Origin of the sequence: Nitrospira sp. MA-1 (genome assembly GCA_032139905.1) — a bacterium.
GTDB lineage: Bacteria > Nitrospirota > Nitrospiria > Nitrospirales > UBA8639 > Nitrospira_E.
The window spans coordinates 1,202,736-1,216,669 of the sequence record JAQJDB010000006.1 but is presented as its reverse complement, the minus strand read 5'-3'; the positions used below and the strand labels follow the sequence as shown (position 1 = coordinate 1,216,669).

Annotated in this window: 14 protein-coding genes; 7 read left to right on the top strand and 7 right to left on the bottom strand. The window is 48.2% G+C overall.

Going from position 1 to position 13,934, the window contains the following annotated elements:
- Positions 1–95 precede the first annotated feature (95 nt).
- A complete protein-coding gene (locus PJI16_12560; GenBank protein ID MDT3778392.1) occupies positions 96–635 on the top strand; it encodes a hypothetical protein in 540 nt (179 codons plus the stop codon).
- A gap of 112 nt (positions 636–747) precedes the next feature.
- On the opposite strand, the gene PJI16_12555 is transcribed toward PJI16_12560, so the two are convergent.
- Entirely contained in the window at positions 748–2,391 is a 1,644-nt protein-coding gene (locus tag PJI16_12555) for a pyridoxal-dependent decarboxylase (GenBank protein MDT3778391.1), read from the bottom strand.
- Positions 2,392–2,546: 155 nt separating this feature from the next.
- On the opposite strand from PJI16_12555, the gene PJI16_12550 reads away from it, so the two are divergent.
- A complete protein-coding gene (locus PJI16_12550) occupies positions 2,547–3,320 on the top strand; it encodes a DUF6445 family protein (protein MDT3778390.1) in 774 nt (257 codons plus the stop codon).
- 412 nt (positions 3,321–3,732) lie between these two features.
- Here PJI16_12550 and PJI16_12545 read toward each other — a convergent pair whose 3' ends face one another.
- Complete coding sequence (locus tag PJI16_12545) at positions 3,733–5,079, bottom strand: POT family MFS transporter (GenBank protein MDT3778389.1); 1,347 nt, start codon at positions 5,077–5,079, stop codon at positions 3,733–3,735.
- Between the two features lie 122 nt (positions 5,080–5,201).
- On the opposite strand from PJI16_12545, the gene PJI16_12540 reads away from it, so the two are divergent.
- On the top strand, positions 5,202–7,169 hold the full coding sequence (locus PJI16_12540; GenBank protein MDT3778388.1) for a TonB-dependent receptor: 1,968 nt from the start codon (positions 5,202–5,204) through the stop codon (positions 7,167–7,169).
- 167 nt (positions 7,170–7,336) lie between these two features.
- On the top strand, positions 7,337–8,323 hold the full coding sequence (locus tag PJI16_12535) for an HDOD domain-containing protein (GenBank protein ID MDT3778387.1): 987 nt from the start codon (positions 7,337–7,339) through the stop codon (positions 8,321–8,323).
- 26 nt (positions 8,324–8,349) lie between these two features.
- Here the strand turns inward: PJI16_12535 and PJI16_12530 are convergent, their stop codons facing one another.
- The gene (locus PJI16_12530; GenBank protein MDT3778386.1) at positions 8,350–9,501 is read right to left on the bottom strand and encodes a GGDEF domain-containing protein; all 1,152 of its coding nucleotides are present in this window, start codon (positions 9,499–9,501) and stop codon (positions 8,350–8,352) included.
- A gap of 370 nt (positions 9,502–9,871) precedes the next feature.
- Here PJI16_12530 and PJI16_12525 point away from each other — a divergent pair, with 370 nt between their 5' ends.
- Together PJI16_12525 and PJI16_12520 are read left to right on the top strand one after the other, a co-directional pair.
- Positions 9,872–10,492 (top strand): RNA methyltransferase, encoded by a 621-nt coding sequence (locus PJI16_12525; GenBank protein ID MDT3778385.1) that lies wholly within the window; start codon positions 9,872–9,874, stop codon positions 10,490–10,492.
- Positions 10,493–10,563: 71 nt separating this feature from the next.
- Positions 10,564–10,821: a DUF1653 domain-containing protein gene (locus PJI16_12520; GenBank protein MDT3778384.1), complete on the top strand. Its 258-nt coding sequence runs from the start codon at positions 10,564–10,566 to the stop codon at positions 10,819–10,821.
- 274 nt (positions 10,822–11,095) lie between these two features.
- On the opposite strand, the gene purE is transcribed toward PJI16_12520, so the two are convergent.
- Complete coding sequence (gene purE, locus PJI16_12515) at positions 11,096–11,584, bottom strand: 5-(carboxyamino)imidazole ribonucleotide mutase (protein MDT3778383.1); 489 nt, start codon at positions 11,582–11,584, stop codon at positions 11,096–11,098.
- Positions 11,585–11,833: 249 nt separating this feature from the next.
- On the opposite strand from purE, the gene PJI16_12510 reads away from it, so the two are divergent.
- Positions 11,834–12,469, top strand: a complete 636-nt coding sequence (locus PJI16_12510) for a peroxiredoxin (protein MDT3778382.1) — start codon at positions 11,834–11,836, stop codon at positions 12,467–12,469.
- A 384-nt stretch (positions 12,470–12,853) separates the two neighbouring features.
- On the opposite strand, the gene PJI16_12505 is transcribed toward PJI16_12510, so the two are convergent.
- The 3 genes from PJI16_12505 to PJI16_12495 all read right to left on the bottom strand — a co-directional run bounded on the left by PJI16_12505 (position 12,854) and on the right by PJI16_12495 (position 13,919).
- Positions 12,854–13,198, bottom strand: a complete 345-nt coding sequence (locus PJI16_12505; protein MDT3778381.1) for a hypothetical protein — start codon at positions 13,196–13,198, stop codon at positions 12,854–12,856.
- An 86-nt stretch (positions 13,199–13,284) separates the two neighbouring features.
- On the bottom strand, positions 13,285–13,737 hold the full coding sequence (locus tag PJI16_12500; protein ID MDT3778380.1) for a hypothetical protein: 453 nt from the start codon (positions 13,735–13,737) through the stop codon (positions 13,285–13,287).
- Positions 13,737–13,919: a hypothetical protein gene (locus tag PJI16_12495; GenBank protein MDT3778379.1), complete on the bottom strand. Its 183-nt coding sequence runs from the start codon at positions 13,917–13,919 to the stop codon at positions 13,737–13,739. The genes PJI16_12500 and PJI16_12495 overlap by 1 nt, the downstream gene beginning before the upstream one ends.
- Positions 13,920–13,934: the final 15 nt, after the last annotated feature.

The window sequence follows — 13,934 nt, the reverse complement described above, 5'->3', positions numbered from 1 at the left end:
AATCCTTGCGTTTGATATCTGCTCATCAACAAATAGGAAGAAATCATTTTCTCCATTGTCTTCATCCCCTGCGCGTGGTAGCGTCTGGGATGACCATGAGTCTCCAATCATTTACCCGCCCCTATCCTACAATCAGCCTTAGAATACTTTTCATAATTTGCTTCTGCCAGTTCCCGTGGACACCCGCCTTAAGTGCTACGCCAATTGAAAATGATCCCAAAGGGTTTTTCGGCAGCCTCTGGGGCCATTCTCTTCGGGAACGCTCAGATCTTAAGCAAATCGACTCACTTAATTCCTTGCAAATCTATACAATTAAACTCGGAGCACCCCAGCTCGGATCCATTGAGTTGGAATCCGTCAAACTCTATACAATAGATGGAAAGTATGTTCGAGCCCTCTTCCATTACAAAGGAGAAGCTACCCATAATTCCCTCTTGCAGTATCTGGAAAATGAATTTGGAAAATCTAACGATCCCTATGGATCCATGATCCGTGCTCAACAGTACAACTGGCGGGGTCCAGATACCGAAATCGCGCTTACCTATCATGGGTTTCGAGATCGGGGAATATTAGCTGTCGAGAGCAGAATTTACGCACCGTTGCTTCTTGACTCACTCTCTAGCGGTACTCTTTAGCACCTCAATTTTCTCTCCCATTAACAAAAAATCATCAAATTTGGCACTCATTAGCCTTCGCATACCTCACACAGAGCCAAGCATGTGAAATTCCGTCTACCTCTCACCTCATTTAGGACAACGTCAGCAACTTTCTGGCCTCTAACACCTTATTAACCACCGCTTCCACATTGTTTTCATCCACAAAGGGCGAAAGAATAAATGATTTCAAGGCCACGATTGGTTCCCCATAATCGGTATGACGGTAGCAATCTGTCAATGAGAGGATTACTCCACGCCCGGCCATGCCTTCCTGATGCACAAAATCAAAAACCTTTCGATTGAACGCATTGTGTTCCAACAGAATGTCACGGAACGCGACATCATGCATCTCCGCTTCCTTTATCTGGAATGTGTCCACCCCTTCGGGATACACCCGAAAGAGAGTGACGGGGCCAAAGTTATCCCGGTTGACCACCGTCATACATTCATGACTCTCCAGGTGCTCCCTCAAAAGTTGCGCCATTTCTACAATATGGCCAATGATGACTCGCAGCCCTTCTTTCCCAAACAATTTTAAGTTTGCCAGGGCAGCAAGCACTCCCCCACCCGATCGTGATGTCTCCAAGGTATACATGCCGGGCCGCTGTTCACCAAATTGGTACAGATAGGGCATCTGATCCGGGGGACGTTGTAGCAAATCGAGATCTTCTTTTTGCCGAACGAGAATTAAGCTTGAAATATAGGGGACAAACCCTGGCTTATGAAAATCAATTCCAATTGAATCTGCCAAAGAGAGATGTCGAATTTTTTTGCAGGCTCCAGCCAAGGCCCGCACAGTCCGAGGACGGAACCCTAACGGATTCGCTTCAAAGGGATAGTCGGTAAAGACGGACCATGCCCATCCAATGACTGCATCCGCATGAATATGGGGACAATAAGGCAGAGAAAACTCCTGGACGAGTTCATTCCGCAACGTCACCATACCTTGGAGATCATCCAGCCCGAATGCATCCGTTGTCCCCAGCGTGGCGATCATGCCGACAATTTTTCGACCCGATTGTAAGGCCTGTACAGCTTGCTCCCGAAGCACCTTGAGATTGATCTCATTGTGAATAGTGGTAGGAATGGTTATAAGATTATGACTCCCCAACCCCAACCACCCTGCAATATTGTAACGACAATAATGACTACTATCGCTTGCAAACACCACCGCATCTTCACGAATCCCATGCTCCATGGAACCAGGGAGTGATTTTTCCAAGCCTAATTTCATGCCGTACAGCGTGGTTCCCGTTCCGCCAAAAGTAAACATCCCCCCGGCTAGCTCAGAATCATAGCCTAATAATTGAGCCATCATCCCGACCACTTCTACTTCAGCTAAACCCACCCGATGACTATATTCATCCCACGCCAAATTCGGGTTATAGAGTGAAGCGAGCAACACACCAATTAGAGAAGAGATCGTGACGGGGGGAACAACATTTTGCTGTGTCCGGGGGTGCCCCCAGACAGTGAGCCCCGAACAATACTGCACCAACTCCTGGGTGACAGCCTCAACACTGCTGCCCTTTTCAGCTAACCGGCTAAGCCGAGCCGTGTGATAATCCAATTCACCACGCTCACCGAGAATCGGTCGCTCACTCTTCATGGCATCCACTGCTTCAACGGCCCTCATGATGCTATGAACAAAATAGGAATCATGGACTCGGTCAGACACCGGCTGAGGAAAGGCCATGCGAATCTGCTCTAAGACGTTTCTATATATAGCTCCCATGTCTCCAGACTCCTCTCAATGCCTTGCTGGCCTCATAGGGTGATCGTTCTCTCTCCAGGCCAATTTTACGTAACCCCCTTGACTCCTCTTGAAACAAGGTTCACTATAGGCCCGTTTTTTTAACGTCATCCTAGTCGAATACCAATAGGGACTCCATGTCCAATTACATTCGCTCGGATCTTCTGGCCCTCAATCCACACCAAACAGTATCAATTCAACGCGTTGGACTGGGACAACATCAGGTCGTGATCGTAGATGATTTCTATCAATATCCTGAAGAAATCCTCAAAATCGCGTTAAACCTCCCCTATACGGACCGTTTCGAACTCGTAGGGAATTTTCCTGGAGTTCGAGCACGACTCAATTATGAGCACCGAAAATTGGTAGAATCGCTAAGCGCCCTTTGGGGATGCCCTCTCTTCACATTTTTTTCTCCCCAACCAGTCGTCTTTCAAGGTATCAAGACTGACAACTACCGACTAAACGTCGGGCAACGACAACCTCACATCGATCAGGATGTCACCGCCATGGTCTATCTTAATCCTGTAGATTCTTGTGCGGGTGGAACCGGGTTATATCGCCATCGACCGACAGGACTCGAACGGGTACCTCCGATACCGGACGCGACGATCCGACAGCTTGCGAACCAACTGGAACTGAGCGACGAATTTTTTACCAGCCCGGAAGGGTATGAAAACTTCCAAAACAGCATGATTTTCAATCCACTCTTCGCTTGTCGGGACAATAGGTATATCAACGACGGAAATGAATATTGGGAATTGCTGAAACTCATCGAAATGCGCCCAAACAGGTTGATGATGTTTGATGGTCGATGTTTTCATTCTCAGTATATCCAATCCGGCCACTACAACCAGGCCTTTCGGGTGAATCAAGTTCTGTATCTTAGTCAAAAAAGAAAATTGCCTTGATTCTTCAATGACCTGTCTTCGGTTTTTCTCCCGTTTTTTTGTAGATTTCCCCTCTTCCTTATAAAGCTTGTATCTCCATCAGATGGTTATAGGGTTGTTCGTAGGGCCCTGGTTTACAGGAAGGGGCTGTTGAAAAAAGCCGCCAGCGGCGTTCTCGCCATTTTTCCGTGCTCACGTACTGGAAGTACGCTCTGCGCGCAAAAATGACTGCGACCTTGCTGGACGACTTTTTTGAACCGTCCCGAGGCCTCTAATATGCAACGTGCCTGTGGGTCAATATGCCATTGGAAATTATAATTTTTCAACATTCACAGGAAGGGAAAGAATATTCCCCTACTCCTCACGGTTATAAGGAAGGATCGTGAGGATTATTAATGTCTGGATGGGCGAGAAACTTGAATCTCCGGTCAGATCATCCCTGTCCTGTTCCCTGCAAATACGTTTCTTCCTCGTAACCTTTTACCACCAAAAGAAACAAGCAGGCCACAAGAAACATGACGCCCGCAAAAAACCAATAGTAGTCGGGACCGGTCAACGCAACAGTCCCATCTGCATTCTGAATCCAGAAATTCACAAAGGAGGTAAACCCGTTTCCTAAAGACACCGAAAGCAAAAACAAGCCCATGAGAAGCGATTTGAGTTTAAGTGGAGCCTGGGTATAGGAAAATTCGAGACAGGTAATAGACACCATGACTTCCGCAGCCGTAATCACCACGAAGGCCAATAACTGCCAGCCAATTGCTGGCTTCATCCCCAATTCAATCTGTTGCTCAATATAGGCTGAGATCAGAAAAGCCCCAGCCGTCATAAAAAAGCCCAAGGCCATCTTTCTCAATGATGTGAGGAGGACTATTCTATTCAAAACCGGATAGACCACATAGGTAAACAAAGGAATAAACAGAATGATCAAGACGGGATTCACTGCCTGAATTTGGGAAGGCAACCATTCAATACCCATCCAAACACGGTTCATGTGTTGGGCCTGAAGAACCCATGCTGAAGCCGTTTGGTCATAGAGAGACCAAAAAAATGCGACAAACACATAAATCCCCGCCAACTTTCCAATCGCTCGCCAGACCTGTGGGCTTGAAAGCGCTTGAAGCACCCCTGCCCGGTCCGGAGAAATATGGACATAGTGAGTCCGGCCAGACCAAAAAATGATGGTGGCCACAAACATCAAGATGCCAGGCACCCCAAAGGCTAGACCCGGGCCATAATGCTCCAAAAGCCATGGGGTCAGCATTACAGACCCAAAAGCTCCGACGTTGATGGCGAAGTAAAACCAGGCAAAAGCCTTGGTTAAAAGATGCGCATTGGCAATACCAAACTGATCCCCCAGATTCGCTGATACACAGGGCTTAATGCCCCCGGAGCCGATCGCAATCAAAATCAACCCAAGAAGTAGGCCGAATCGGGTGTGATCGAGAGCCAAAACGACGTGCCCCCCACAATACACCAAAGAAAGAAGAATGATCGTTTTATATTTCCCCAAAAAGGCATCGGCCAAGATCGCTCCCAAAAACGGGAAAAAGTACACTGCCGAGGCAAACAGATGGAAATAACTTTTTGCTTCAGCCTCGCCCATGGGATCCAGGCTTCCCTGGGTATTCAGTAACATCCCGGTCATAAACACGACCAGAATGGAACGCATGCCATAGTAACTAAATCGCTCAGCGCCTTCATTGACAACTAAATGCAGGACCCCCGATGGCATGGAAGCCGTGGTCATGGGTTCTGTTCGATATTCATGTTTTTTCATGAACCAACTTTCATCTGTAAGAAGTGGACAACCATTGAAAATTCGTATAGATCCTATCCGGTGAGAACGGCTGTGTCAGTCCGCCAGGCAAACCTCCGTCCCCACCGGAATGTCATTCTATAATGCCGACCCCATTTCTGCCATTCCCAGGCAAAATTCTCTTGGTCAGTCTTTCAGTTATAAGGATATGGCTTCCCACGCCGGTACAGTCCGGGGAATCATCGGTTCCGACTCTTGATACGATGATTGTCACAGGTTCCGCCCAACCCACCCAATCTCACCAATCAACTCAAAGCATTACGACCCTCAATGCCGAACAGATTGCCCCCCTTCAGCCCAATCGGGTAACGACCATCCTCCAGCAAGTCCCAGGACTCCATACCGATGAGATGAGCGGGAGAAGTGGAATCAGCTCAGTGTATCTCCGAGGGGCCGATCCCAACTTCACCTTGATTATGCTGGATGGGGTCCCCATGAATGACTCAACCAACCAGCGAGGCGGTTCTGTTGATCTTTCCACTATTCCTATTGATCGGATCGAGCGAGTAGAAATTGTTCGGGGGCCTCTCTCGGCATTTTATGGTTCTGAAGCTATGGCGGGCGCAATCAATTTCATTACCAAATCTGCTTCCACGACTCCCTCCTTTCGCCTTTTGGGCGAAGGAGGTCGATACGATTATCTCAAAGGGCTTGTCCAAACCGGAGGATCACTTGGACCATTGTCCGCCAATCTGACGCTGTCCCATACCCAAAATGGAGAGCAAATCGAGAAAGATTCATTTTTGATGGACTCGGCTGGATGGAATTTTTCCATTCAGACAGATCCCAACTTTGACATTCAACTAAACGGGCAATATACAGATTCAACGGTACGGAGTTTTCCAGAAGGCAGCGGTGGTTTGGAATTCGCTTTGCTCCGGGAAACCGAACGTCGAAAGACCCAAGAATTTCTGACCGGTTTGTCAGCCTCATTTCACATGCCTTCGGGTTGGCAGCATCAGGTATTTCTGAGCGTCACTCGGAGACTTCAAGACGTCTCCAACCCCGGAATTCTTGCGACTCCCGCCACCTATGCCCTGCCTCCGACTGACTTTGAAACCCTCTACACCCGTTTTCAAACACGCATGACGACAACATGGACGATCAACCCACAATGGAAGTTTTCCCTTGGTGAACAGCTGACTCATGAACGCGGAAGACGGAACGGGACGCAAAACTTGAGTTCCTTCGGAGGCCCCTCCGACCAACCAGATGACTTTGCCATTCGGCGAACACTCGGTGGGACCTTTGCCGAACTCACATCGGTCTTGTGGCAAAAACTGACCCTGAATTCCGGTGTTCGAGCCGATATCTCACAAGGGTTCCAGCCGAAGATTAGTCCCAGGATTGGAGCGAAATATCAACTGGTAGACTCAATCCAGATTCGTGGTGGCTATGGAAGGGGGTTCAAATTGCCGAGCCTATCCAGCTTAGGAGATCCCTTAATTGGGAACCCGTCCTTAAAACCCGAAACCAGTGTCGGGTGGGATCTCGGCCTAGACTATCACACAGTCGATGAAAGCTTTACCGCAACAATAGAATACTTTCACAACCGGTTCAGGAACCTTATTGACCTCGATCCCGACCTCCTCAACCAAGGAATTATTCGCTTGGCCAATATTGATGAGACAGAAACTCATGGTTGGAATATTTCCCTGTCTCTTACGCCAATCCCTATTATTACTTTCCAGTCGAGTCTCACCCACCTCACCACTCGAGTGACGGAAACTGGAGATCAACTAAGGAACCGCCCAAAATGGCGCGGATGGCTTGGGGTTACGATGAAGCTATCTTCGACCCTCAATGTCAAAAGCCAAGTTACATGGGTCAGTTCCAGTTTTGATTTTCAAGTTCCTACCCAAACCACACGAGTAGGAGGATTTGCCAAGGCAGACATCACGGTTAATTACCATCCCTTTACCGAATGGAGTTGCTACGCAGCCCTCGAAAATGTCACCAACGCTTCCTATGAACAGTTTGCCGGCTTCCCGGCTCAACCATTCACCTTTCGTTTGGGATTGGAATATAGGCCAGAATTTTCAGTTCGGTAATGATGCCGAAAAATATGACAGATACGTCATCACCCCATATTCCCCCATGAATCTATGGGGACCCTGCTTAAGCCATGCCTTGTTTTGACCGAAAAAAGGAAAGACGTTAAAGAGGCAACGAAGTTTTAATCTCTATCGCTTTTTTTTCATTTCACTAGGATTCTTTCATGCAACTCACACTTCCATTAGATCCCGTTCAAGACGAAGAGCGTTCCACGATTTTTGAGAGGATAAAAGGCTGTAAATCCTTGCCCATTTTGTCTCCCCTGGCCTCGACCATTCTCAAAATGTGCCAAAATGAAAAAACTGATGCCTCAGAATTGGCCACGATCATAAGCCAGGATCCAGGAATGGCCGCTCAAATTTTATTTATGGCGAATTCGGGGTATTACGGTGGATCTCGACACAAGGTGACCAGCATCGGACAGGCCGTGACTCTGCTTGGATTTTCAACGATCGCCAATCTGGCTTTGTCTTTTTGCTTTTATCGTTTAATCAAAGATATGAAAGAGGTCTCAACTTCCGGGATTGACCATGTAAAATTTTGGCGGCGATCCATTCTGGCCAGTGTGGCAGCTCGTGCCATTGGAAAACACTTTTCTTTTCCGGACGTAGAACTCATGTTTCTTGGTGCCCTGCTTCAGGATATCGGCCTCTTAGCATTAAACGAGGTGGCCTCGGGTGAAATTGCTTCCCTCCAGGAACACAATCAGGACAATCATGCCACATTACACCAGTATGAACTTGAACACTTGGGAGTCGATCATTCACAGGTGGGAGCCTGGCTGGCCCAGCATTGGCAACTTCCTGAGGAGTTTCAGATGGCCATTCTCTATAGCCATACACCTGAATTATTTGAGACTCCGTTGGACTTTCAGCCTCTAGTAGATACCGTTGCACTCTCCGGTATCATTGCGGACATCTGGACCAATCCCGATACCAACGCTGCCATTGCCTCAGCCCAGAAGAACAGTCAGGGGCGCTTAACCGTTCAACCGGAAGACTGGGAACCGATTCTGGGGCACATCATGGCGGGAATTCCACAAATTGCCAGTTTTTTCCACAGCCGGATTGGGAACTTTGAAGACATGGCCCACATCCATCAATTAGCCTTACAACAACTGAGCTCTACTGATCCTCAATTATTCGGCTAAACGAAGCTCATACCTACCATTTTGACTCAGTCTTTCTTCCCCACTCCAACATTATCAGTTGCCAGACACAATTGATTCCGCCCGTTGTCCTTTGCCCGGTACAACGCACGATCTGCACGTTCTATCCATGAGAACACGGTTTCCCCAGGGAGTAACTCTGCCAATCCGATCGATGCCGTGACCGGAATAGTGATGTCTTGGTAGGAAAATTCCTCTCTTCTCACAGCATCCAACAGACGCTCACCCAATCGCTGGCTCAGTTCCTCTCCGGCTCCCTGAAGCAAAACACAAAACTCCTCCCCTCCATATCTGGCAATAAAATCGGTTTTTCTGGGAAAGGTCGACACCAGGCGCTTCGCCAGTTGCTGTAACACCACATCGCCTGCCGGATGGCCATAGGTATCGTTGACATGCTTAAAATGATCGACATCAACCATTAAAATACAGGCCAACGTCCCGGAGAAGAAACTCATGCCGGCTGTTCGCTCTAATTGAAGATCCAACGCTCCGCGGTTATAGAGTTGAGTGAGAGCATCCAGCGTCATGAGCTTTCGTGCGCCACCCAGCTCCTCTTCAACAACACGCAATTTTTCTCCAAGACTTTCCAAGCGTTGTTGCTGACGTTCTTTTCGTTCATCCACAAGAGCACTGATACCTTCAACCACAGCCAAGAGGGCTTGTTTCACATCCTGTAAAGAACCGTCCTCGATTGCCGTACGTAATTGGCCCAAATGATTGGATACTTGTTGATCAGTTTCCTGATCCTCCACAAATGTGCGTCCCATGATATTGGTAAATTCGCAAAGAACATTTCGCATATCTTGAAGATTGCGTGTCACATAGGATTTTTCCTGTTGACGATGGCCATTGACAAATTGAGTGAGTGCCCCCCAATCCCGTCGTGGGCTTGCATCCCCTTTTTTTGTCTCGTCGCCGATCTGGGCACCCACCAATACATGTCTCGCCCACCGTTCAAACTCCTTTTCTATCTCATCTTCCGAAAGGTGGTCTAGTTCAATCGCATGACGGCCCAGACATCGCAAAACCCTGGCTAAGGTTTCTGCAGCCTTGTCGGATTCTCCCGATTCTCCTGTAGGCCTAGATTCGTTTGCGTCTTGCTCCTTTTGGGACCCATTAGCAGATTGATCTTTTTTCCCAATGGACCAAGATCCTAACATGTCGTCCTCCTCTTCAAGTCACTTCTGCCTATATGTGTTTCAGTCAAACATCCAGCGAATGCATGGGCCGAGCGGGGTAACTGTTTCATTCAGTTATCGGCATTTACTCTAGGTCTCTTGAGTCACTTTTTGTTATGCTCTCTCCCAATAGCTACAAACAGTAGGGCTAAAGGGATTTCTTGATCCCCGTTTACCTCGTTCACTCCAATTTCTCTAAAGGCTCGTGAATCAACCACACCCGATCTCCAGTAGACAAAATGCCCACTTCAAGCGATGGGTATCATTACTTGACTCTCATGGGATTAAACGGCATCGCCTCTGCCTTGTTTCTGGGCATAAACTCCGAAAGGAAATCGGATCGAATTCTGAGGTGACGGTCCATGAAATCTTACTTCCCCCATCGTGGAGCTACAGAGAGGACCTCCCATCTCAGGCCATCCCCTATCAACTGTCTCATTCCCTGTTTCAGGAATTGGACGTGTTTGGAACGAAAGAACCGCTCCTGGTCTGCGGCGTTCCCGAAATGTCTCAGGCAAATCTAAGCCGATCTCCAAACGGATTGGAAGTCTTGTGTCCAATTGGAGACCCTGGGAACCTGGGGGCCTTACTCCGGTGCTGTCGAGCGTTTGACGTGCGAACGGTGGTGTTGCTTCAGGAAGCCGTTCACCCCTTCCACCCGAAGGTCATTCGTGCCAGTAGCGGCGCGGTATTTGTCCAGTCGTTACAATGGGCAGACTCCATTACCGACCTGAATGCTCCTGACACATTGCAATGGATTACCGCTTTAGATTTGCACGGGACAAATATCTCTACCGTGAAATGGTCTAAGCATGTCCGACTCCTTATTGGAGAGGAAGGCGTCGGTGTGCCACCCTTTCAGTTTTCGGAACGCCTGTGTATTCCTCAAATCCATCCCTCGATCCCATTAAATGCCACAGTCGCAGGAAGTATCGCCCTCTATGCCTATCGCCAATACCACTCACAGGACTAACCAATGGCGATCGGACCGTACTTCGTAACCGGTTGTGGCACCATTCGAACAGAACAACACCCATTCGCCTTATGGACACATCACACTCGCCTCAAGACCAGCAACTCCCAACGATTCAACCCGGTAGATATCGTCACTATAAAGGGAAAGAATACCAGGTCATTGGCGTCGCCAAACATTCCGAAACAGAAGAAGAGCTCGTGGTCTACCGCGCACTCTATGGCGATTGCGGCCTTTGGGTCAGACCGGCCAAGATGTTCTGTGAGAAAATTGAAATGGAGGGAAAACTAGTCTGCAGATTTGAAAGGATCGACGATGTAAAAAACTAAAATGGACGCCACGACCATCAAAACGTGATGAGATGACTCGTAACTCGTCTGGTCAGACAGAATGTCTTTCCTCTTCGGATTCAAGAAAGGCGATTTACATCGTGGTACTCATCCCTCCCAATTCTGGGATGGGTTGCCTTGTCAATATCGGGCAGCCGGACATGATATCCAACACTCTGGTTCGGGAGGCTTCTATGCACTCTCCTCATCAAGCGCCCTGCCTGTTGTCATACACCTTTTTTCGCAAACTATTTGCGAAATTCTCCACCGACACTCACAACTGTTCGGCTAATACCGAACGCGTTTGTTCTTCTCGATACGCTTGTAACCGTCTAGAGAGGGAATCATCTGCCAATGCTAAAATCGCAGCAGCCAACAGCGCCGCATTCACGGCACCCGCGCTCCCTATCGCCAAGGTTCCTACAGGAATACCTCTGGGCATTTGAATAATCGACAAGAGGGAGTCGAGGCCTTGCAAGGACTTTGATTGCATGGGAACACCCAACACAGGCAATTGGGTTTTCGCCGCAATCACTCCGGCTAATTGGGCTGCCCCCCCAGCCCCGGCAATAAGCACCTGCACTCCACAAGATTCCGCCTCACTAATAAACTCCATCAAAACATCCGGAGCCCTATGCGCAGAAAGGACCCGACTCTCATGGATAATATGCAGCTTAGTAAGCGTCTCACTGGCCAACTGCATTATTTCCCAATCCGATTGACTCCCCATGATAATCGCGACCTGAAATGATGACTCAGCCATAACCTCTTGTACTCCTTCTTAATTTGTTATTCTTATATGATAATGGGTGGGGAAAAAGTCCATGTCTCAATTAAACGGGCTTACCTTAGAGCATTTCGACCCAAGTTGACCATATAACGGGAACTGTCTTACACTAAAATGCCTCTGAATTTTTTGAGGAAATTCCCAATAGGAGCCGACCAATTTTCTCGCGGGTTTTCTACCGCAGAGATATATTACTCACTTTATTCATAATGGGAGAGAAATAATATGGCAATACGTCTTGGAGATGAAGCACCAAATTTTACAGCAGAAACGACGCAAGGCACCGTGAATTTTCATGAATGGCTTGGGGACGGGTGGGGCATACTTTTTTCGCATCCCAAGGATTTCACTCCGGTTTGCACCACGGAATTGGGAACAATGGCGAACATGACAGAGGAGTTTAAAAAACGAAACGTGAAAGTGTTGGCTATCAGCGTGGATCCGCTCGACTCTCATAATGGCTGGGTCAAGGACATTAATGAAACTCAACACTGCACGGTGAGTTATCCCATTATTGCCGATCCAGAAAAAAAGGTCGCGAATCTCTATGACATGATTCATCCCAATGCCCTCGACAATATGACCGTTCGCTCGGTGTTCGTGATCGGACCAGATAAAAAAGTCAAATTAACCCTGACCTATCCCGCCTCAACTGGCAGAAATTTCAATGAAATTCTTCGTGTGATTGACTCACTGCAACTAACCGCCAAACATAAAGTTGCCACCCCGGCAAATTGGAAAGACGGAGAAGACTGTATCATCACGCCCGCTGTGACGGATGCAGAAATCCCCGCACTATTTCCTAAAGGTCATCGTGCGGTGAAACCCTATCTTCGCTTCACCCCGCAACCCAACCGCTAGAGCCCCCCAAAAAACTGAGGCAGCGCCACACAAGTGTGGCGCTGCCCGTGATTCATCCATTCCTTGTCCTCGTCTCCCCTGACAATTTCTGATCTGGCAAGTCCGTCTTATGGCTCATAATGCAGCATTTCTATTAAGCAGGACTGTGTAATGATTCGGTCTACGGTCAGAATGGCAAACGTCCTGAGACGATAAAAAGCCAGAAGGAAATAGGTCCTCGGAATTGAGCGCGAGGGGGGAGGGCACGGACAGATATGTTGAATATCCCCAATCCGGAATTGTTTCCCTTCGGTCCTTCTCAGAACGCTCCTCATTGGAAAACTGCTGTGGGGCAACCAACAAGAATTTGATAAGGGACGGGAACAAATTCTAGAAAAAGATCAGTCAGGATTGATGGGTTTCAAATAGGGCCACATTCAACGCATAGTTGCAATGACAGGACCCACATCTGAATTCTACGGCAGACTGTTCGATATGAACCAAGCTGACCCTGACCTCTTTGGGATGGCTCTGAACACATTCTTGAAGCCGAAGTAGTTCATGGCTATCAATTCCGGTAGTCTCTTCTGAGGATACCGACGCTTCGGGAAGGGTCAAACGATGGCGCATCTGACAATTCGTACAAAGCACCCCGACAATTTGCGGGGGAGAAACAAGTTTAACATTCAGGCACAGCGGGTGTACGGAGAAACATTGTTGAAGAAAAGCTCCGCTTTTATGCACGCTCATACGATTAATCCCATCAATTCTCTTGTAAAAAGAATGACCTCACCTCTTGAGGATTTATTCATCACTTACTATATATAGGACCAAACTTACCCGGAAAGACCACTCTGAAATGGATCGGGAGGTTGGGGAATTGGACAGACATCCCGCTCCCATTGACGCAGGATCCCCTCTTTATCAAAGGTCAAAATATACATAAAACAAAACACCTTTTCACGTGGGCCACCTTGAGCCCCACCCATCAGGCTTCCAGCCTGCTTGCCTAAGGCCTTTACTCCAGACGGATCCAATTCACTTTCAGACATGGCAAATCTGTAGGTCCAAGTGGTCTTGTCTGAAAGCAATGGATCTTTGACCATATGAGGTTTCCCCAACTTCGCTTGGATATCCGCCTGCGTTAACTCCCCCACGCCATCGTCGAAATAGCTATCGCGCCAGTGAGAACAGGCAACGAGTCCAAGACAGAGCATGAGGACCAGACCTGGAATAAATAGGTTCACATTAAAACGATGAGGCGACATGCCCCCAGATGATTCAGCCATCACCCCTTGCCCTGTGAACCTGCAAAACAAGCCTTCACTAAAGCGAACACTTGGGCGACTAAGCCTGTCGCAATCATCCCTAACGCGGTCGGAAGCATGGGAGAGCCAGGATGTTCTAATCCCTGAATACCCAACATAAACCCTACCGCGACACACAGAATCCCTATAACTCTGGCAATCATGATGGAACCAGATTT

Bases quoted from the DNA above. Each gene is read 5' to 3' on its own strand.
- PJI16_12560 (MDT3778392.1), top strand. From the start codon at position 96: ATGAGTCTCCAATCATTTACCCGCCCCTATCCTACAATCAGCCTTAGA.
- PJI16_12555 (MDT3778391.1), bottom strand. From the start codon at position 2,391: ATGGGAGCTATATATAGAAACGTCTTAGAGCAGATTCGCATGGCCTTT.
- PJI16_12550 (MDT3778390.1), top strand. From the start codon at position 2,547: ATGTCCAATTACATTCGCTCGGATCTTCTGGCCCTCAATCCACACCAA.
- PJI16_12545 (MDT3778389.1), bottom strand. From the start codon at position 5,079: ATGAAAAAACATGAATATCGAACAGAACCCATGACCACGGCTTCCATG.
- PJI16_12540 (MDT3778388.1), top strand. From the start codon at position 5,202: ATGCCGACCCCATTTCTGCCATTCCCAGGCAAAATTCTCTTGGTCAGT.
- PJI16_12535 (MDT3778387.1), top strand. From the start codon at position 7,337: ATGCAACTCACACTTCCATTAGATCCCGTTCAAGACGAAGAGCGTTCC.
- PJI16_12530 (MDT3778386.1), bottom strand. From the start codon at position 9,501: ATGTTAGGATCTTGGTCCATTGGGAAAAAAGATCAATCTGCTAATGGG.
- PJI16_12520 (MDT3778384.1), top strand. From the start codon at position 10,564: ATGGACACATCACACTCGCCTCAAGACCAGCAACTCCCAACGATTCAA.
- purE (MDT3778383.1), bottom strand. From the start codon at position 11,584: ATGGCTGAGTCATCATTTCAGGTCGCGATTATCATGGGGAGTCAATCG.
- PJI16_12510 (MDT3778382.1), top strand. From the start codon at position 11,834: ATGGCAATACGTCTTGGAGATGAAGCACCAAATTTTACAGCAGAAACG.
- PJI16_12505 (MDT3778381.1), bottom strand. From the start codon at position 13,198: ATGAGCGTGCATAAAAGCGGAGCTTTTCTTCAACAATGTTTCTCCGTA.
- PJI16_12500 (MDT3778380.1), bottom strand. From the start codon at position 13,737: ATGGCTGAATCATCTGGGGGCATGTCGCCTCATCGTTTTAATGTGAAC.
- PJI16_12495 (MDT3778379.1), bottom strand. From the start codon at position 13,919: ATGATTGCCAGAGTTATAGGGATTCTGTGTGTCGCGGTAGGGTTTATG.